The 19,449-nt window shown below is 47.7% G+C and carries 16 protein-coding genes and 1 tRNA gene; 11 read left to right on the forward strand and 6 right to left on the reverse strand.

Going from position 1 to position 19,449, the window contains the following annotated elements; all coding sequences use genetic code 11:
* Nucleotides 1–21: 21 nt before the first annotated feature.
* Nucleotides 22–112 (forward strand) — tRNA-Sec (locus ACBZ72_12990).
* On the opposite strand, the gene spcS is transcribed toward ACBZ72_12990, so the two are convergent.
* Nucleotides 113–1,426 (reverse strand): O-phosphoseryl-tRNA(Sec) selenium transferase, encoded by a 1,314-nt coding sequence (gene spcS / locus ACBZ72_12995; GenBank protein ID XES77071.1) that lies wholly within the window; start codon nt 1,424–1,426, stop codon nt 113–115.
* Between the two features lie 348 nt (nt 1,427–1,774).
* Between spcS and selB the strand changes: the two genes are divergently transcribed.
* Complete coding sequence (gene selB, locus ACBZ72_13000; GenBank protein XES77072.1) at nt 1,775–3,970, forward strand: selenocysteine-specific translation elongation factor; 2,196 nt, start codon at nt 1,775–1,777, stop codon at nt 3,968–3,970.
* 121 nt (nt 3,971–4,091) lie between these two features.
* On the opposite strand, the gene ACBZ72_13005 is transcribed toward selB, so the two are convergent.
* Nucleotides 4,092–4,433 (reverse strand): hypothetical protein, encoded by a 342-nt coding sequence (locus ACBZ72_13005; protein ID XES77073.1) that lies wholly within the window; start codon nt 4,431–4,433, stop codon nt 4,092–4,094.
* Nucleotides 4,434–4,773: 340 nt separating this feature from the next.
* Here ACBZ72_13005 and ACBZ72_13010 point away from each other — a divergent pair, with 340 nt between their 5' ends.
* The 5 genes from ACBZ72_13010 (at nt 4,774) to ACBZ72_13030 (ending at nt 10,276) form a co-directional block, all read left to right on the forward strand.
* Nucleotides 4,774–6,678: a radical SAM protein gene (locus ACBZ72_13010; GenBank protein ID XES77074.1), complete on the forward strand. Its 1,905-nt coding sequence runs from the start codon at nt 4,774–4,776 to the stop codon at nt 6,676–6,678.
* A 212-nt stretch (nt 6,679–6,890) separates the two neighbouring features.
* The gene (locus ACBZ72_13015; protein XES77075.1) at nt 6,891–8,120 is read left to right on the forward strand and encodes a magnesium transporter; all 1,230 of its coding nucleotides are present in this window, start codon (nt 6,891–6,893) and stop codon (nt 8,118–8,120) included.
* Nucleotides 8,121–8,173: 53 nt separating this feature from the next.
* Nucleotides 8,174–8,785 (forward strand): potassium channel family protein, encoded by a 612-nt coding sequence (locus ACBZ72_13020; GenBank protein XES77076.1) that lies wholly within the window; start codon nt 8,174–8,176, stop codon nt 8,783–8,785.
* 2 nt (nt 8,786–8,787) lie between these two features.
* On the forward strand, nt 8,788–9,381 hold the full coding sequence (locus ACBZ72_13025) for a potassium channel family protein (protein XES77077.1): 594 nt from the start codon (nt 8,788–8,790) through the stop codon (nt 9,379–9,381).
* A 520-nt stretch (nt 9,382–9,901) separates the two neighbouring features.
* Nucleotides 9,902–10,276, forward strand: a complete 375-nt coding sequence (locus ACBZ72_13030) for a hypothetical protein (protein XES77078.1) — start codon at nt 9,902–9,904, stop codon at nt 10,274–10,276.
* Nucleotides 10,277–10,366: 90 nt separating this feature from the next.
* Here ACBZ72_13030 and ACBZ72_13035 read toward each other — a convergent pair whose 3' ends face one another.
* Together ACBZ72_13035 and ACBZ72_13040 are read right to left on the reverse strand one after the other, a co-directional pair.
* Nucleotides 10,367–10,702 (reverse strand): hypothetical protein, encoded by a 336-nt coding sequence (locus ACBZ72_13035; GenBank protein ID XES77079.1) that lies wholly within the window; start codon nt 10,700–10,702, stop codon nt 10,367–10,369.
* An 83-nt stretch (nt 10,703–10,785) separates the two neighbouring features.
* Nucleotides 10,786–12,042: an adenosylhomocysteinase gene (locus tag ACBZ72_13040; protein XES77080.1), complete on the reverse strand. Its 1,257-nt coding sequence runs from the start codon at nt 12,040–12,042 to the stop codon at nt 10,786–10,788.
* Between the two features lie 172 nt (nt 12,043–12,214).
* On the opposite strand from ACBZ72_13040, the gene ACBZ72_13045 reads away from it, so the two are divergent.
* Complete coding sequence (locus ACBZ72_13045; protein XES77081.1) at nt 12,215–12,820, forward strand: AAA family ATPase; 606 nt, start codon at nt 12,215–12,217, stop codon at nt 12,818–12,820.
* 14 nt (nt 12,821–12,834) lie between these two features.
* On the forward strand, nt 12,835–13,704 hold the full coding sequence (locus ACBZ72_13050) for a PHP domain-containing protein (GenBank protein XES77082.1): 870 nt from the start codon (nt 12,835–12,837) through the stop codon (nt 13,702–13,704).
* Here the strand turns inward: ACBZ72_13050 and ACBZ72_13055 are convergent, their stop codons facing one another.
* Nucleotides 13,705–14,724, reverse strand: coding sequence for a hypothetical protein (locus ACBZ72_13055; GenBank protein XES77083.1), 1,020 nt, complete (start codon nt 14,722–14,724; stop codon nt 13,705–13,707).
* A 257-nt stretch (nt 14,725–14,981) separates the two neighbouring features.
* On the reverse strand, nt 14,982–15,593 hold the full coding sequence (locus tag ACBZ72_13060; GenBank protein XES77084.1) for an orotate phosphoribosyltransferase: 612 nt from the start codon (nt 15,591–15,593) through the stop codon (nt 14,982–14,984).
* A gap of 492 nt (nt 15,594–16,085) precedes the next feature.
* Here ACBZ72_13060 and ACBZ72_13065 point away from each other — a divergent pair, with 492 nt between their 5' ends.
* Both ACBZ72_13065 and ACBZ72_13070 read left to right on the forward strand, forming a co-directional pair.
* Nucleotides 16,086–17,930, forward strand: a complete 1,845-nt coding sequence (locus ACBZ72_13065) for a YncE family protein (protein ID XES77085.1) — start codon at nt 16,086–16,088, stop codon at nt 17,928–17,930.
* A 102-nt stretch (nt 17,931–18,032) separates the two neighbouring features.
* Nucleotides 18,033–19,283 (forward strand): hypothetical protein, encoded by a 1,251-nt coding sequence (locus ACBZ72_13070; GenBank protein ID XES77086.1) that lies wholly within the window; start codon nt 18,033–18,035, stop codon nt 19,281–19,283.
* The last annotated feature ends 166 nt before the right edge of the window (nt 19,284–19,449 follow it).

Below are 19,449 nucleotides of genomic sequence, written 5' to 3' on the forward strand. Positions count from 1 at the left end.
ACACGAGAGCAATCAATGTATGGCGTCCTACAGCAAGGTGGTCCTGGCACCGGACTTCAAATCCGGGGAGTCCGATAAGGACTCGGGGTTCAATTCCCCTTGGACGCCGCCACTACGCTACTGTCCTCAAAACAGTGTCTAACCTCTCAGTTGCCCACCTGATTTCTTTCTTTTGTATTCCTATGCTGGCGTCAAAGTTGATGTACGATGAGACATACTGGGGGCAGCACACTCCAAAATCAGTTTTTTCTAACGCTCTTGCCCCACAGACCCTTGCCGTGTACAAGGCTTTACCTATTTTTTTGGCGTTTCTTTCCTCCAGTGTCATAGCCACGGAAATGGGGTTGTAAGTATCCAGTATTCTTTGTGAATGCTTCTCTGCAACCTCCTTTAAGGATGATTCAAGAAACTTTCGGTTTTCCTCTTGCTGGTTTCTTAGCTCCTCGTAGCCTCCTACGCCTATCGAAAGTATCGCCGCAAGGAACTGCACTATGGGCGCCGCTGTTGCCCTCCCTGCATACGCTTCAGACACGTTGTTGAGGAATTCTTCGTTGGGTGAAGCAACTATTGCTCCTCCGACTGGGGTGAGAAAATTCTTGTCGGTGCTCTGGATTATTGCGTCCACGCGTCCTGCGTCGACAGCCCCTCTTACGAGCTTCATGATTTCGCGGCTCTGTACCCCAAAAGAGTTGTTGATGATGTGCGGTACATTTTTTTCCTGTGCGATTCTTGCGATGTCTTTGATTTTGTCGGGTTCTCTGGGCTGGAAGAATGTGGTTGTTGACAGAATCGCGGCGGTGTTTTCATTGACTGCTTTTTCAATTTCCTCCGCGGGAACGTTCACTGCGTCTCCGTAGACTTGGCCTTCAATTATTTTTTCTTGCAGACCTGCAAGCTGAATCGCCTTCAACGGTGTTTTGTGGTCAAGCTGTGGGTAAACAACCTCTTTTCCTTTGGTGAGGTTTCTTGCGGCGCACAAGGCAAGCGCAAGCGTCATTCCCGTTGCCATAGGAAACACCACTGCCTTCTTGATGTTGGGAACTCCGAACCTTTTCATGGCGTCATTTGCCAATTTGTTGGCGAAGAAGTACATAAGCGACCCGCCTGCTGCCTTGGGTTGGGCTTTGGTTAGGTCACCTGAACGTCCTACTCCATGGTGAAATCCCGCTGCCAGCTTTGAAACCGCTGGAGAGGCAACCCTGCCCTCTCTTTCGCCTACCCACGCTGCTTTACTGTCCTTGTCCAAATCCATTGTCGACAGCAAATCCAGCAATGTTTCAATTTGGCGGTCTTTCCAGCCTTCTTGGGGTACTCTTCTTTGCTCAAAAAGCAGTTTTATCGGTCGGGACTCGGTGCCTAACACTGTCAGGCCTCTATCCAGTATGTTTTTGGGGATTGTATCATTTAATTTATCAAGGGGTAACATGAACTGTGCCTCTAGTGTTCTGGGGCTTCTTGGCTGCTGCCCGTCTGCAAGTTTTGAGTGCTGCCCTTAACGTGTTACGATATTGATTTCATGCCTGCGAACTTATGAGCGGTCTTGATTTGTTTGTTGTCTTCAGTGCTTAACTGCTTAGCTGTTCTTTTATTGCTTTGTATGCGTGTTTGTTTCTTTTGATAGGCAGATTGTTGCGGTAACCTGTTATTATGGAATCAGTCAAAGTTTTCGGAAATATATATAGCCTATTAGAATAACTAAACGGCTGAACTCAAAGTCTGATGTTTGACAGACAGAATTATAAACCGAAGACAGTAAAGACAACAGGGGAACATGGTGTCGCAGAATTATCCTTATCTACTTATACTATGCGGGTTGCCTGCTTCAGGAAAAACCACCATCAGCAAAACCGTTGCCTCCGTGCTTGAGGACAAGCATGGCGTATCCACCATGGTGGTTAGCTCTGACGATTTTCGAGACATGCTCTCGTATTCCTCCAACGGGTTCAAACCTGAGCGAGAAACATCAGTGAAGACTCTTTATGAGAAGGCAATTGCAACTGGTCTAGAGCAGGGTTTTCTGGTCATCAGTGACGACCTAAACTACTACAAGTCCATGAGAAGCGACCTACGGCATATTGCTAAACGGTTAGACTCTGACTATGACCTAATCTTTGTTGACACCCCCGTTGAACAAGCCCTTAAATGGAACCAAAACCGCGAATCGCCCCTCCCGCAAGCTCTTATTGAGGAACTTAATCAGAAACTTGACCCACCAAAGGGCGATTACAAATGGGACACCCCCCTTGTAACGGTTGACCCCAGTAAACAAAGCTCCGAAGAAATCGCCAACCTCATTGTAGCCGCGGTTCTCAAAAGGCTGGAAAATCCCAAACGGTCCAAGCCCAAAAAGATGGTGGAAAACGAGAAGGCACTAAGAGCCCGAGGTATCGAAAGGGAAACCCGCAAGTCCATGATGGAGGTTATGACGCGGTACAAGAATCCGGACTTGGGCATTTCGCTTTCAAAAATAAGAAAAGCTGTGGTTAAGAAGGCGCTGGCAGACGGCTCCAAACCCTTGGACGCGGTTGAATTATTCCTCAGAGAAGCCAACGCGGTCGCTAAAAGCTACAGCTTGGCTGAGGGTGCGGGTCTTATTCCCGTGCATGTCGGTCTCTTTGGGCATGTTGACCACGGCAAGACCATGATAGCAAAACAGCTAACTGAAAAGCCTTCGACGGCTTCGCTGGACAAGGCACCCGACTCCGTCAGGCGAGGAATGACCCTAGACATGGGTTTCTCCGCTTTCACCTTGGGTCAGTATTTGGTTACTCTGGTCGATTTGCCGGGGCACTTCAGTTTGGTTAGACATGCGGTGGCGGGTGCCAACATAATTGACGCTGCAGTGCTAATTGTCGCCGCTGATCTTGGTCTTCAGGTTCAGAGTGTGGAGCATTTCTCGATAATTAAAAACCTTGGAATAAAGGATCTTGTGGTCGCGTTAAACAAGGTTGATTTGGCTTCTCCCCAGAGAATTGCTGAAGTCAAAAACAAAATTATGCTTCTCCTGAACGGAACTCCCTATGAGCAGGCAAAGATTGTGGAGGTCTCAGGCTTAACGGGCAAAGGAATTGACGAACTTAAAAACACCCTGCAGGATTCGCTTAGTCCACCTATTCGTCAATGGAATGGTCCGTTTAAGATGCCCATAGACCACGCCTTCACCATAGCCGGCGTGGGAACTGTCTTAACTGGCACGATCCACCGTGGGAAAGTGAAAGTGAAAGACCTTGTTGAAATAAAACCTGTCGACAAGAAAGGTCAAGTGCGTTCGCTGCGGTCCTTTGGCGAAGATAAGGAGGAGGCTATAGCTGGAGACAGGGTGGGGGTCGCGGTCAAAGACATAAAACCTGATGACGCTCACAGGGGTTACATCGCTGTTTCTCCTGGCTCCATCACTTCCACTTGCCGTGTAATAGCCGAATTGGAAGTAGACAAATACTACCGACGTTCGTTGACGCCGTATAGTTATGTGGACGTGTTTGTGGGCTCTTATGAAGTGCTGGGGAATGTTGTGCCCGGCGTCATCGAAGACGGTAGGTTTGTTGTGAAATCCTCGGTTACGGCTGCTGAAAAATGTATAGTTTACATTGAACTCAGACAGCAAGTCATGGCGGAAAGGGGTGACCATGTTCTTTTGATGAACCCTGGGCTCCAAGCCCGCGAATTCCGAATAATCGGAGGAGGAAGAATCACCGAAACAGACAGCAAATTAGATTTCTTCTCAAAAAAGACAAAAGAAGGCACGGTAAGCCAAAAAAGAGAAGCCAACGAGTACTCAGTGACTGGCTTCTTCAACTCATCGGAAGCTGCCTCAAAATTTGTGGGACAACAAGTTGTCACTACATCCGGAATTAGAGGCGAAATCAGGGTTGCGCTGTCATCGGGCGAAGTCTTAGTCAAGTTCAAAGAGGCAGTGCCTGAAGGCGAAAAAGCATTTCTTTACGCCTACAAAAAGTTAAGAAGCAACTAGTTTGGTTTCAAGCAGAAAACACTCAACCTATGTCTGCGCAGACTTTGTCGGAGGATTTTTGGGCAAAATGTGCATAGGTATGTTTCTAGTCGAGAAAGAATAGAAGGAAAATGGTTGGCAATTAGAAGCCGAACATGGTTTTTTGTTCTGCGCCTGTGTTTTCATTGCCGTGGCTGTGTTCATGTTCGTTTTCTTCGGAGATGTGATGTGCTACGTGGAACCCTAGACCTGTTGCGGCGCCTGCGGAGAGTCCCAGCAGAAGGTTGGTGAGCCAGGTGAATTGTGAAGCGCCCACAAGCGCTATGATGAAAAGTACGTCAAAGCCAACCGCTATGGCGAGGTAGCCGGCGCACCAGGTTTTCATGCTCATGCCTCTTGGCTTGTTTATGCCTATGCCTACCAGAATGCCAAACATTATTGCGAAGCCAATTACAGCGTAAATCCAGTCGTAGGTCAAATTCATTACCCCTTCGGTACCTTATTTCTTGTTAACCCGCTTTTATACGTTATCTGCCTGTTATGAATTAATTTCACGGTAAAACCCAGTTTAACTCGCATTTTATTCACCGTTAACCTTTTTTACCCAACCTGTTATGTATTTAACTCATTGGCTGGTGGACTAGGTCATACAAACAAACTTTGACGAAAAACAATGCCACAAATGGGCATCACTCCTACTTTTAAGGCACCAAAAACTCCTCAACATCCAAACCAAAATCGCCCAACAAGACTACCCGGGCGCAACAGCGCTTTTTCAAGAAATCTTTTACGGCGTACCCAAAGGCAAAGCCGCCGAACCCGGCATGGCAGGCTCCCTGCTTTACCACATGGCAATGGTCACCAAAATGGAGACCGAAACCAGCATCCTGCTCCAAGAACTCAAAGCGCCGCCACCAGAAGTGCAAAAGCAACTCATGCGATTCTACAAAGAATTCGCCTCCGACGCACAGACCCTATTGGAACCCACCATCCCCCTGGGCATCGACGTCCAAAAAGCCGCGTCTAACCCCAGCTTAACCACTGACCAAAAAATCCGTCTCTTCATGAACCTGCAAAAGAAAACCCAAACCACAGCTGCTATGCTCCGCAACAAAAACCCCCAAGCTTCCCAACCCCTCAACGAGCTCTTCCAAGATTGGTCGCGGCACGTGACGGAAATCCGCCTCATGCAGGAGTACCACACAATCAAAGGGCTGCTGACCTTAGCGGCGTTGACAAAACAGTTTGGCATTGAACGATTAAGTGCGGCTATGCAGCAGGTTCAGGCAGAGTTTGGCAAACAAACCGTCAACATCGCCCTTGAAGTCACCTTGAAGGTGGGCATGCGCCGCGAAAAGCTGCAGTCCATCATGCTCAGCGACCACTTCATCAACTACACCATGAATATGGGCACTTTAGATGGGAACATGCAGTTTCTTAACTGCCCCATCTACGGCGGACACAAACACCTCGGTGAACAACTCGGAATACCCGACGAGGTTGCCTCGCTTTTCTGTAATCATTTCTGTTTTGCCCACGCCAAGGCCATGTTGGAAACCGTGATGCCCTTCACCTTTGATTTGACTCAGCCTGAACGCATGGCAACCCATGGCAAATGTGATTTTTACATGCGCTTGGGGCATTCTCCTGGCTCAAAGGTTCCCGACAAGCATATTCCCCTTGTTGTATCCTATAATGTGACCCGTAAATGCAACCTCAAATGCGGTCACTGCTACATCAACGCCACCACCGAGGAACTCAAAGGGCAACTAACAACCGAGGAATCCAAACAGCTTATTGACCAAATTGCCGAAGTCAGCCGACCCCTCCTTATCTTAAGCGGCGGGGAACCTCTTCTCCGCGAAGACATCTATGAACTGATTCGTTACGGCACCCAGAAAGGGCTACGTATGGGGCTGGGAAGCAACGGCTGCCTAATCGACTCCACAGCAGCACGGAAACTCAAAGAAGCAGGTATAAAAACCGTATCAATCAGCTTAGATTCACCCATCCCCCAGCAGCATGACGAGTTCCGTGGCGTAGCAGGGTCTTGGCAAAAAGCTGTAGACGCCATAAAACTGCTGCGGCAAAACGATGTTTTGGTTCAAGTGAACACAACCCTCACGCAAGAGAACTATGACCAAATTGACGACATCATGACCCTCTCAGAACAAATCGGTGTAGAAAACTTCCATCTCTTCTTCTTGGTGCCGACTGGACGAGGCGCCAAAATCGCCGACATATCCCCCCAAATGTACGAAGACATGATAACCAACACCTTCGCCAAAACCTCCCGCCACAAACTCAACGTGCGACCCTCATGTGCACCTCAGTTCATGCGCATAGCCAAAGACATGAACCTTGACATGCGGCAGTGGATACGCGGCTGCATCGCAGGCTTATACTACTGCCGAATCTATCCTAACGGCGACGTAACCCCCTGCCCCTATCTGCCCATCAAGTTGGGTAACATCCGAGAGACAACCTTCAAAGACATCTGGTTCAATTCCCCCCTCTTTAAGGCGCTACGCAACCCTGACTCGCTAAAAGGTAAATGCGGCGCCTGCGAATACAAAGTCATCTGCGGCGGATGTCGAGCCCGCGCTTACGGATTATCCAGCGACTTCATTGATTACTGCGGGGACCTTCGTGAACCAACCGCGTTAAACGGTGACTACCTTGCAGAGGACCCTTGGTGCGTCTATCAACCCCCGAAAAAACCTAACTAAGCAAGCTTTGATGTTTGTTTAACAAAAACGGAAATCGGCGTTAATCTGTTAATTTAACGCCAACATTTTGTTTTTCATTTTAGAAACCTATTTAAACAATGTCCATCCACCAGAATAGAATTCAAGGCGTCCATTAGTGGCGCTTCGTAAAAGGGCACGAACATCAATGCGTAACAAACCAAAACCGTCGCTCTCCAAGGAGGCAAAAAGGAATGTCACACGCAGGCCACTTAGGTTTCTCAAAAGCCTTACAAGAGACTTTCATAGCGTACGCATTCGACCTTCTCGGTTTGGCAGCCGGCTTTTTGCTTGCATACCAACTTGGCGTGTTCAGGTTCACCCCTTGGGCTATAGCGCTTTACCCCGCCGTTTTGGGCGCTAAAGGCGTAATCGAAGGTTTACTTAGTGGACGTTTAAGCACCGCCTTGCACTTGGGCACTGTTCATCCACGCTTCTCTAAAAACACCCCAAGCTTCTACAACCTAATTGAAGCCGTAATCATTTTAACTTTAATAACCAGCGTCGCCATGAGCGCCATATCCTTGGTTTTCGGGAACCTGTTTTGGGGCATAACTTTCTTTGATTTCCCCGCCATTCTCGGAGTTGTCACTGCCACCATGACTTTAGGTCTTGGTCTTCTGGTTGTAACCGCCAAAATTGCTTTTTTCTCCTTCAAACGCGGTTTAGACCCTGACATAATGGTTTACCCCGTTATGTCCGCTTTTGCGGCAATCTTTATCACACTTTGCTACTTTGTCACCCTACACTTGTTTTCCAGCAGTTGGGGCATCTGGGTAATCGCGGCTTTAGGCGTGGCTGACCTGCTTGCCGTCTTGTACATTTTCCCCAAGAAAATGCACGAACCCGAATTCATCAAAACCATAAAACAATCCCTAGCAGCACTCATGATTGTCGCCATAATTGTAAACATAACTGGAACCCTGCTCAAAGGCATCGACGACCGCTTTGTTCGAACAACTGGACGCATCGATGTATTCCTTGTTTACCCAGCAGCAATTGGGCTAATTAGCGATGTGGGCTCCGTTGTCGGTTCAACAGCAACCACCAAACTAGCCTTAGGTCTACTTAGACCCAAACTTTCCTCCATCCTTAAACATGCCAAAAGCATTTTCACATCTTGGATTGTTTCCGTCGTGATGTTTACTGTTTTAGCTACAATTGCTTTTCTCATGCATGGGGTAACCACTGGAACGTTCACTTTAGAATTCTTCTTGAGCAGGCTATCTTTGCTGCTTACCGCCAACCTCATTGCCGTCACGCTGATTGTGATTCTATCCTTTGCAGTTTCAATCGTAACCTTCCAAAAAGGACTTGACCCCGGAAACTTTGTTATTCCCATCACCAACTCCTTTGCCGCAAGCATAACAACCATGGCTTTCCTGACTGCTTTGATATTGTTGAAATTCGCTGCGATTATATAGCATGATTAAAATATTCCTAGACTAATACTTATCGACGGAGCGCTTCTAACCGTATGCCCCGCTTTGATCGAATAGAGTATAAACCTATACCTGTCCGAGACCTTCTTATAGAAATGAAAAACCTTTCCCAACTCATGATTGATTTAGCCTATTCAGCAGCGTTGTTTAACGACAAAGAACTGGCTGAAGACGTTTTGACCTTGGAAAGCCACGTTGACACCATGAGCTACCTGCTGGATATGGAGATTATGGTGGCTGCCCGCGGCGACCCAAGCGACGCCGAAGACCTCATCGGAGTCTCCACCGTCGCGGCTGCTGCAGACAAGATTTCTGACGCCGCCGCTGATATTGCTGGAATTGTGACCCGCGATATTGGCATTCATCCAATTGTGGGCGAAATATTTGAAAACGTTCAAGAACGCCTCATGAAGGCAACCGTAAATGAAAAGTCGGTTATCGTGGGAAAACAGCTAGACGAGCTGGATTTAGCCGCCCGCATGGGCGTGGACGTGATTGCCATCCGCAGAAACAAGGATTGGCTAATTAACCCCGAAGACACCGAGCGCATCCTGTCGGGGGACACGCTGATTACCCGAGGAGCACCTCAAGGTACCAAAGAATTCAAGGGCCTTGCTGAAGGAACACTCACAACACTTGAGGACTAACCATGAACCAACAACAGAGATTTGAGGAAATCGTTGACCAATTCGTGGAGCTCAAAGACACCTCTGAACTGATGGTTGAACTTGCTTACTCGGCATTGTTTTTGAACAGTAAAGAACTAGCCGAAGAAGTAGCAAGTCTGGAACACACCATAGATAAACTTCACACCGACTTCGAGCTGCTGGCTTTAACCAGCGATTTCACCGAGGAAGAAGCCTCCGGTTTTCTGGGCTTAATCAGATTAGGGTTAGCAACAGAAAAAATTGCCGATGCCGCTTTGGAGATGGCTGAAGTCGTCCTGCGAGGCATTGAGCCTCATCCAGTGCTCAAACTCAGCATCAAAGAAGCCGAAGAAACAGTTATGCAAACCTGTGTAACTGAGAATTCGCCTCTTATCAACAAAACTTTGAAGGAAGCGCGGGTTCCTGAAGAAACAGGTATGTCTATTCTGGCCATCAAACGTGCCAATAAAACGTTGCGCCCTAAGGCGGATTCAACAATTCAGTTAGGCGATATCTTGATTGCTTCAGGTTACGCTGAAGGGGCTGAGGACTTACAGAAATTGGCTTCGCCTCAAAAAAACTGTGACTTAGCCTAAGCTAAGCAGCCTGTAAGGGTTATGAATTTAGAATTCATCACCACTATAAACCCCTGTTATATTTTCCCCGTGGAGGCTTGCTTATTTCAGCCGAACAAGAATCAACAACTAAGCGCGGCTTTATCTGCCCAAATGCTTCCTGCGGCAGAATCTTTACTCACCCCTGCGGGCAATCCATGAAGGCGTCTCAATGGAACCTTGCAATGCCTGCCCCTGCTACCTGTCCAAGCTTCCAAGCGATGCTGCCCCAACCGAGTTAGTCCAACCCAAAACAGAACAAACAGAAACCGAACGTCCACATACCGAAGAACAATCCTCCCTGAACAAATCGTCCCACTGCAAAACCTATTTGGGCTTTCTTAGCCAAAGACCCCCAAAAGCCCCATCGCCGATGAGTACCTTTCCTGCAAAGTCGTGCAATGTATACTTAATGAAGAGCCGTTTTCTATCCGTAGTTAATTAGACACACATTTTCTTTTAAGCCAACAACGAATTATAGATTCAGATAGGCGATGCACAGTTGTCGGAAAACGTCCAAGAGAACGTTTCAGGCGTTCTCACTTCTGCCGTTCCCGAAATGAAGGAGTTGAACGCTGAAGCAGTGACCGCTATGTCCGCGATTTTTCTTAAACGCATCGGACACAAAGATGGCTTAAAACCTAAACGTGTCTCCTTAGAAGGCGACCTGTTCACTGTTGAAGTGGAGCTGAAAAAATTCACTGCAACCGTCAAAGTGGACTCGGCGACGCGGAAAATAACCGAATACGACGTGCAGCCCAAAAGTGAAGAGAGCGCTTTATCTTCGTTTTCTCCTAAAACCCTGCTCATAATGGTGGTGGTTTCCTCAATTGTTAACGTGGGGCTATTTTTTGCTTTCAAGCTCTTCGGGTTTTAGCTAAAAACAAGTTCTTCCTTGAAGATTTTGTGGCGGAAAGAAATGCGGAAAAGAAAAACTGTGAAATGATAGAAATGGAAAAGAGGTTAATTAGTTGGTCTTTTTCTTCTTTTCTGAAGCTGCACTTGTAGAGTCTGCTGCTGGTTCCTCTCTCTTTTCTTCCATCTCGGTTGTGATTTCTTCAATCGGTTTTGGCGGAGGAGTTGTTGCCATTGTCCAGCCTATCCATGCGCCAATCAACAGAATAGCAACGAACGCTACAAGCACTGGAACTGCAATAAGCCAGTATCTGACCGCTTCTAAGGAGCCTATGTTCAGCCATGGCTGGATAAGTTGTTCATAACCGAAGAGTGCGACTAAGTAACCTACTGCTACGACTGCGCAGACGACGAGTATAGCTCCACCTATTGCTTGGTCTTTACTCATTTGTGATTCACCACTATAGGAGCATGTTTATGCTCATTGTCCTTTTAAAGTTTGTCGTGAAAATCGACTGGTGCTCTTTCAATTTATGTCGTTCCCATTTCCCACGTTGACAGGTATTTCTGTTGCTCCTCAGTTAAAGTGTCGATGTTGATGCCCATTGATTTTAGTTTAAGCTCCGCCACGTTTTCATCAATCTGTTTAGGCACAGTGTAAACTTTGGGTTCCATCTTGCCCGTTTTGACAATGTTTTCAGCGCACAAAGCTTGGTTAGCAAATGACAAATCCATAACTTCAGAGGGGTGCCCTTCTGCAGCGGACAAATTAACTAATCTTCCTTCAGCCAGCAAGTAAAGTCTTCTGCCATCTTGCAGCGTGTATTCTTCCATGTTGGGGCGGATGGTTCTTTTAGCTTTAGAAAGCGCCTCCAAGTCTTTGATGCATATCTCCACGTTAAAATGCCCACTGTTCGCAATAATGGCGCCGTCCTTCATTTTTTGCATGTGCTCGCCTCGAATGACGCTTATGTCGCCTGTTGCCGTCACAAATATGTCCCCTATTTCAGCTGCTTGGCTCATGGGCATAACCCGCAGACCCTCCATGGCTGCTTCCAACGCTTTTGTGGGGATAACTTCAGTCACGATGACGTTGGCCCCTAAGCCGCGTGCGCGCATGGCGATGCCCCTGCTGCACCAACCGTAGCCTCCAACCACAAAGTTTTTGCCTGCCAACAGGACGCTGGTGGCTCTCAGAACGCCGTCTATGGTGCTTTGTCCAGTGCCGTAGCGGTTGTCAAACAGGTACTTAGTGTACGCGTCGTTAACGGCTATGATGGCGTATTTGAGGCTGCCATCGTTCTCCATGGCTCGGAGCCTCACCACGCCTGTGGTTGTCTCTTCCGTGCCCCCCTTCACCTTGCTAATCTGCTGGGGCCGTTTGCTGTGCAATGTGCCGACAAGGTCTGCGCCGTCGTCTAACGTTATTTCTGGCTGGTAGTCAAGTACTTTGTCAATGCAGTCATAATATTCTTGGGTGTTTTGTCCTCGCCAAGCAAAAACATGCACACCTTCATCTGCAAGAGCGGCTGCAACGTCGTCTTGGGTGGAGAGAGGGTTTGACCCGCAAAGAACTACGTTGGCTCCGCCTGCAAGTAGGGTTTCCATGAGCACGGCAGTTTCCTTAGTTACGTGCAGGCACGCTCCTAAAGTGAGTCCGGTGAATGGTTTTTCTTTTAGGAACCGAGCTTTAATTTGGCTAAGCACCGGCATGTGCGCTGCTGCCCACTCAATTTGCAGTTTACCTTGAGGCGCTAATGATTTATCTTTAACTTTGAATTCTTCCATTTTGTTGCCCTTCTTTACACACAAATCGTGAAACACCCTATTTAGAATTTACTTCAGGACCTGAAGACGCCAAGCAAGCTCCAATTCTTTGCTGATGACTATTTGGCTTTGAAAACGCCCGCTTGGAAAAACTTAATTATACAGCCTTCTCATAGCCAGATGGGGTTAAGAATTGAAGGAAACTTTCGCTGAATACGTCAAATTCCACCTTGACCCAAACACGTTACTTATCACATGCGGTTTGCCTGCAAGCGGCAAAACCGTAGTCGCTCAGGATATCGCCAAAATCAAGGGTTACACTGTTCTGCGTAGTGACCTGATTAGGTTGGAAGTTCTAAAAAACCAAGACATAATGGACACCAAAGTCGCAGGCGACATGAACAAACGACTATCCGTCTACGATGAACTTTTCCGACGCGCTGATACACTTGCCAAAAAACATGAGAGCGGAATCATTTTGGACGCCACGTTTGTGACACAGGAGCTACGGCGGCGAGCAGCGGAGATTGCAGCAAAAAACAATTTGAACTTCGTCATCATGCACACCACCTGTTCGCAAGAGATTTCTCTTTGCCGGATTGGAAAACGAACTGCAGAAAAATATGAATCCAACGCCCTCACTGAAGAGGCTTATCTCGCCAACAAGAACACGTTTGAACCCGTAGATTTGGATGACCTGAAAAACCTGTACCACCTGCTGCAGGTAACGCATGTGCTGGTTGATACTTGCTGCGACAAAAAAGACCAATGGGTCATCATCAGGGTAGATAAACGATAATTGGGCGCACGCGTATGATAATTGACTTGCATGTTCACTCCAAATGTTCCGACGGCAAATTCAGCGTAAACGAAATCATGGCTGAAGCCAAACGACTGGGCATCGGGTTTTTGTCGATTACAGACCACGACTCGATTGCCTGCCAAGCCCACGCCGTAAACGCCGCCAAAAACGTTGGCATCCGCTACATGTGTGGCGTCGAGTTAAACGTGACGTTTTCGCATCCCAAATTCCGCGAAGGCAAATCCGTTTCACTGGACTTCTTAGGCTACAACTGTGACCTCAACGACGAAGCCTTAACGGGCAAGCTGGCTTTGATGGCTAAGTATCGGCAGGAACGCGCCTCCAAAATCCTGAAAAACCTAAATGATGAATTCGAAAAAGAAGGCACCGCGAAGCTAACTGAGGGGGATTTTGCGGAGATTGAGGCTTCGGTTGACGGCGTTTTGGGGCGGCCTCATATTGCCGATTATTTAGTGACAAAGCGGGTTGTTCAGTCTCGGCAGGAAGCCTTCGATAAGTACCTTGTGAAGTGCGATGTTCCCAAGTACCCTTTGTATCTTGAGGATGCTTCCAAGTTGGTGCGGGATGCTGGTGGCAGGCTGGTTTTGGCACACCCCAACGACCCCCATGGCACTTCACTGACGGCTTTGACCAAGCAGCTGCCTGAACAGACCGCCATAATCGCCGACTCACTGCTGCCCTTCCTTGATGGCGTGGAGTGCTGGCACTCTCGAAACGAACCCTCTACAACAAAACACTACGTCGAATTTGCTAAGGCGCATGGTTTATTGATGACGGGGGGAAGTGACTGCCACCAAGAACCCCTAGTCATGGGGACGGTTCAGATTCCTGATTGGGTTGCTACTCAATTCCCTGAGTAACTACATTTTTTGGGCGTAGCGGACGGCTAGTTGGAAGTAGGCTTGGGCTTCTTTTGTAGCTTGCTGTTTTTCTTTTTCGCCTATGTTGGGGTCGCTAAGGCGGAAACCCACGACCTTACCGCGCACATATGCCCTGTAGCATTTGTAGAACGCCAAAAGCTCAAGCAGTTCTTCATCGCCCGAGTACTCCACGTACTTCTGAACGAAAAAGTCCGAAAGGTCACTTCTCCCCTTAAAATCCAGATCCATAGCCAAAAACGCCATGTCCGTCGCTACATCACTGTACCTGAAGCGTTCATTAAACTCTATGGCGTCAAAAATGTAGATGCGGTCAGCCACGAAAATGTTTCCCGAATGCAAATCCCCATGACAATCCCGAACTTTGCCTTCCCGGCTTCTTTTTTCAAACAGCCCTCTCTTTCCCTGTATGAACTGCTCCACTTTACTGCGAATCAACCCAAAATCTGCAGACGAAATGGTTTTGCCTATGACGTTTTGGGTTTGTTCAAAGTTTTCGTCCCAGTTGACTTTCACGGTCGCCACGGAGCCGATTTCGCTAATTTTTGGGTTGGTTTCTGCGTTTACGTGGAATTGGGCGATTATTTTTGCGATGTTGTCGATGAGTTGGGTGTCAACTTGGTTTTCTTCGAGGAGTTTGGTCATGATTTTTTCTTGAGGAATCCGCTTCATTTTCAACGCGTACTCCACGGTTTCGCCGTCGCCCTTGATTTTGATGGCGCCTGAGGAAGATTTGGTTATTGGGGCAACTTCGATGTACATGTCTTGGCAGAGGCGCCTGTTCAGCTGCAGTTCCTTTTCGCAGAAGAAACGCCTTTTCTCCAAAGTCTCAAAATCCAAAAACCCAAAGTTTACTGGTTTTTTTATTTTGTAGGCGAAGTTTTCGGTTAAGAACACGTAGGATATGTGGGTTTGGATTAGTTGGATCTGATGGGGGTTTTCTGGGTAGGCTTGGGGGTTTTGTAGCGCTTCGATAACTTGTTTTTGGGGGTTTGCTTGCATGTTTTCTGCTTCCTTGGCGTTATTTTGTGTTTCACATACGTTTTTGGCGAATATAGGGTTATCTGAAACGGTGTTTGCCTTTTTTTGGGTGGGATTTTAATCGAGTAAACTGTTAAATACCCTTCAGGGTTTAAGTATTGGTTGCTGGGAGAACTGGATGGAACCCGAAGAAATCGCCAAATTGAAAACGCTTCTTGAAGAATCAGGCTACTCTTCAAAAATAGCGGACTTAATCATCGCATATTACCTAAAACCCGCTATCGCCTAATGTAGGCAGAAACTGACTCCGCCTGCGCTGGCGTGATGTACCCGGATTTTCCCAGTGCGTTGACAACTTCAGAGATTTTCGCTAACGCATGCACCTCAAAACCCCGCTTCTCCAAATTTTCTTTCCCGCCCTGCTCACGGTTCACCACCACAAGCAGATGCTTCACGGTTGCACCCAACTCCTGCAGCGGCTTCACACCCTCGATTTTGGACAAGCCCTCGCTGACCACGTCGTCGAAAAACAGAATGTTATCTTTTTCTGTCACGTCGGCGCCTGCGGTTCTGCCCGTGACGCCGTAGGCTTTGACTTCTTTTCGGACGATGACGCAAGGCAAGTCCAGTTTGCAGGCGATGCTGGGTACAATCAACGCGCCCTTCAGCTCGATGGAGGCAAGCTTGTTTATCTGCTCAGAGGCGAGGAGGGGTCGGATTTTTTCTGCCGCAGACTCCGCAATGATGCAGAGGTCTTTGGGTGACGCCAGCAGGCGTGCCATGTCAATGTAGTAGGGGCTAATTGCTCCGGACTTGATTTTGAATTCGCCAAACTTTATGCACCCTGAACGGAAAAGGGCACCCGCAACTTTCTCTGCCACTGCATTCATGCTGTTCCCAGAGTGGAATATGCCCCCACAGATTTAACCATTTACCGCGCTTTTCAAAATACATATTTTGACTATAGCGAAACAGTTTCTCTAATTTCGATATAAGCAAAACATCAAACGCCCTCTATGCCCTGCTCAAAATCTCTCTACGCTTCTCCCAACACCGCAGCCAGCTTCGAAAGATAGCTCTTCATCTTCAGTATCTGAAGTTCCAACGTGGGTGATTCTTTCCCTAATCTTGAAGTAACATAAGTGGCAACGATGATGCTTAACCAGAGGCGTGATAGTTGGAACCTTTCCGCACCCAACATACCCTCACCTCTAAAAATCGCTGGTCGAATCAGGAAATAGGTCGTGAAATTATTCAACTCCTTTTTTTACTTATCTAAAGAAATTATGTTTGTTGTTGTGCGTCGGAGCATTTTTCTTTACACAAGTTTTCTTTACAAACACTTTTTTTAGGAAAGTTCAATCCATACTTATGTGATTGCCATGAATCGCCAAAACTTCTTGGCAGTAATCGCAATCTTGATGCTTGGTGTGTCATTTTTAACTGTGGAGCTGTCTGTTAAGAGGGTAGACTCGAACTTTTTTCCCACAGACCTGACAATAACAATCACGTCTCCAGAAAACAAAACCTACACCTCCCCTTCACTTTTCTTCGACCTATCCTCCAGCGCTCTTGACCCCCTCTGGAATGACAAGACCTCGTGGATTGGCTACAGTTTGGATGGACAAGCAAACCAGTCAACCACCCACTCTTTTTTCCAGAAAATTGTGGCTGTTTCTGAGGGGTATCACAAGCTGGAAGTTTATGCCCAAACCAACTATACTGACCCCAATCATGGCATCGTGACTCTAAATGCGTACTCCATTGTCTACTTCACCATAGATACGGCTTTCCCAAATATCCACCTCAATTCACCCAGCAACGACACCTATAATTCAAACAGCGTACCGTTGAGCTTTTTTATAGATAAACCAGCGTCAAATTTCTCATACAGCCTAGACTCCCCGACAAAACAAACCATACCTGGCAACGTGACATTAACAGATTTAGCCGAGGGCTCGCATTGCATAACTGTTTACGCTGACACTGACACAGGAAAAACAGGCGCCTCAAAAACAGTATACTTTAGCATAAAAAACACGTCTCCGTCACCGACGCCGACGGCGGTTAGCACGGGTGTTCCGCTTGAAGTGGTTGCCGCGATTGAGATGGGGCCTTCTCCTACGGGTGTGGTTTATGATTCTGGCAAAGGCGAAATTTTTGTAGCCAACGGCGGCGGCAGGGTTTCAGTCATCTCCGAGGAAAACAACAGGATTGTAGTAAACATAAGCGTCGGAGTCAACCCTACGGGGATGGCTTACGATTCAGTTCACGGAAGAGTCTTCGTGTCCAACACAGGAGACAACACCGTCTCAGTCATATCCGACAGTAACTACTTTGTGGTTGCCACCGTGCCTGTATTAGGGTTACAACCCAAAGGCCTAGCCTACGACCCCGTCAGGGACTTGCTGTTTGTGGCAAATTATGGCTCCAACACAGTTTCAGTCATATCCGGCTTCAACAACACCGTGATTGCCACCATAACTGTAGGAGACAAACCGGTAGGTGTAGCCTACGATTCTGGCAAAGACCTAATTTTTGTCGCTAACTCTCATTCCCCTGCTGGCGACAGTGGTCCAGGCACAGTCACGGTTATCTCCTGTAGCAAGGTGGTTGCGTCTAATCCAGAAACGCCCACCGATGTCCCTGTGGTTGAAACCATAGCTGTTCAGGGGCGCCCCACAGAAATCGCGTACGATTCGGGGCGAGGTGAAATTTTTGCGGGTGGACTCGTTATATCAGACGAAAACAACAGCGTTGTTGCCTCCCTTTTTGCACCTCACGTCAGCCCACACAGTGTGGCTTATGCTTCTGGTAAGGGTACCGTTTTCTTTGCTGTACCTGGTGATGGGCTTAATCTTACGGTTTGGGCAGTGTCAGACGAAACCCACGAGGTCACTGCAACCTTAAACTTGGGTTATCGAGGGGGCTCCAGCGGAATGGCATACAGCCCTACAACGGAAGTGTTGTACGTAGCCCGAGGGTGGCAACCTTTAGGCTCTCCTGGTGTTGTGTTTGCGATATCGGCTTCTTCTTTTCACTCCGTGTCCCCTACCCCAACCCCAACGGCGTCTGCCCCGCTGGTCTCCGCTTCTCCGTCGGATTCGTTGCCAAATCTGTCGCCGTCGGTGCCTGAACTCGCGCCATTAGCCTTGTTAGTTTTGATGGCGGCAGTTAGCTTTGCCGTTATTGCCCGAGGTAAACGTTGCAAGGTGGCTTCAGGATGAAAAAAACCCTTTTTCTCACAATTGCCGGGAACAAATTCCCATGTAAGACTGAATTGGGTTCATCACAGCTAAAGGCAGGAGGCTAACCATGAAAATTTTAGCTTGGCTTTTTGTAGCTTTATCCTTGGTTTTGGTTGCTGGATTGCCAGTAGTCAGCATGGTCAAACCGCTAAAGCCGTGCCGTCGATTGTTTGGAGCCAATCCTATTCGGGTTTTGGCGCTAGAGCGCTTGACGTTATCCAAACCACTGACGGAGGATATCTCTTGCTCTGCTTAGATTGGACCCCTCACAATGTAGATTATAGTGGCGTTTTTTACCTTGTTAAAGTCAACTCCGAGGGAACTGAGCTTTGGAACCAAAGCTACTCTGGAACAATATTTAGCATTGATAGTGGGCAATACCTCGTTCAAGCCTCAGACGGGGGCTATGCGTTTGCGGCTGAGTATCATCATAAGCTTCTTCTCATAAAGACTGATCAGTTGGGTAATGTGGTTTGGAACCAAACTTATGCTGGAGAGGGGACATGTGCAGCATGCGCCCTTATTCAAACTAGCGACGGAGGTTACGCGCTTGTCGCACGCTCAAATTATGACCCAAAATATGGAAAGAACAATAAAGTTTGGCTTGTCAAAACTGACTCGGATGGCAATGCTCAGTGGAACCAAACTTACGGTGGAGGTAATGCAAATTCGCTCATTCAAACCGCAGACGGCGGCTTTGCAATCGCAGGGCAAACTTTAGGTCCCAACTCTGACTATATGCTATTCAAAGTGGACTCAGAGGGAGAACTGCAGTGGGACAAATACTTTTATCATCAGGATAAGAATTTTCTTTGTTCTGTTGTTCAAACCTCTGATGGCGGTTACGCCTTGGGAGGATGGATATGGCTGCGCTCTAATGGCGGGGGACCAAACATTGCCATAATAAAGACGGATGCAAATGGCACTGAGCTATGGACTCAATATTATGGCGCCAGTATCGCTCGCGAGATGGTCAAGACAAGCGACGGTGGCTTCGCAATAGCCACTTCCTCTGGCATAGTAAAGGTGGATGATACTGGCAGTGAGCAATGGACAATAAGCAATTTCCCCGCGAGCATCACATGCTTAACTCAAATGCAAGATGGCGGATATGCAGTTGCCGGGAACGGGCTATCGTTAAACAAAATCGACGTTGTCAACCCAGAGCAGACAGCTCAGCCTTCTGGGACGCGGTCATCCCCACCAACTATGACGACCGCGTCTCCCTCTCCAACAGTGCCTGAATTTCCTCCTGTAGTGGGTTTTGCTTTGATGGTTGTAGTTTGTGTGTTGATGCTTGTTTTTAGGAAGAGCTGTTTGAACTCTGCCTGAGTGGTTAGTTTGAAAATTTTTCTTTACACAGTTTTTCTTTACAAACACCCTTTTTACGCGGGCTAAACCAAGGTTACCTGATGGTGGCGATGGGTGACCAAAAATTTATAGCAACAATTTTGCCCCTGACCGTTTTAACCTCCAAAGTCGGCAAACTCCTCGGTTT

This window comes from Candidatus Bathyarchaeia archaeon (genome assembly GCA_041447175.1).
Taxonomy (GTDB): domain Archaea; phylum Thermoproteota; class Bathyarchaeia; order Bathyarchaeales; family Bathycorpusculaceae; genus JADGNF01.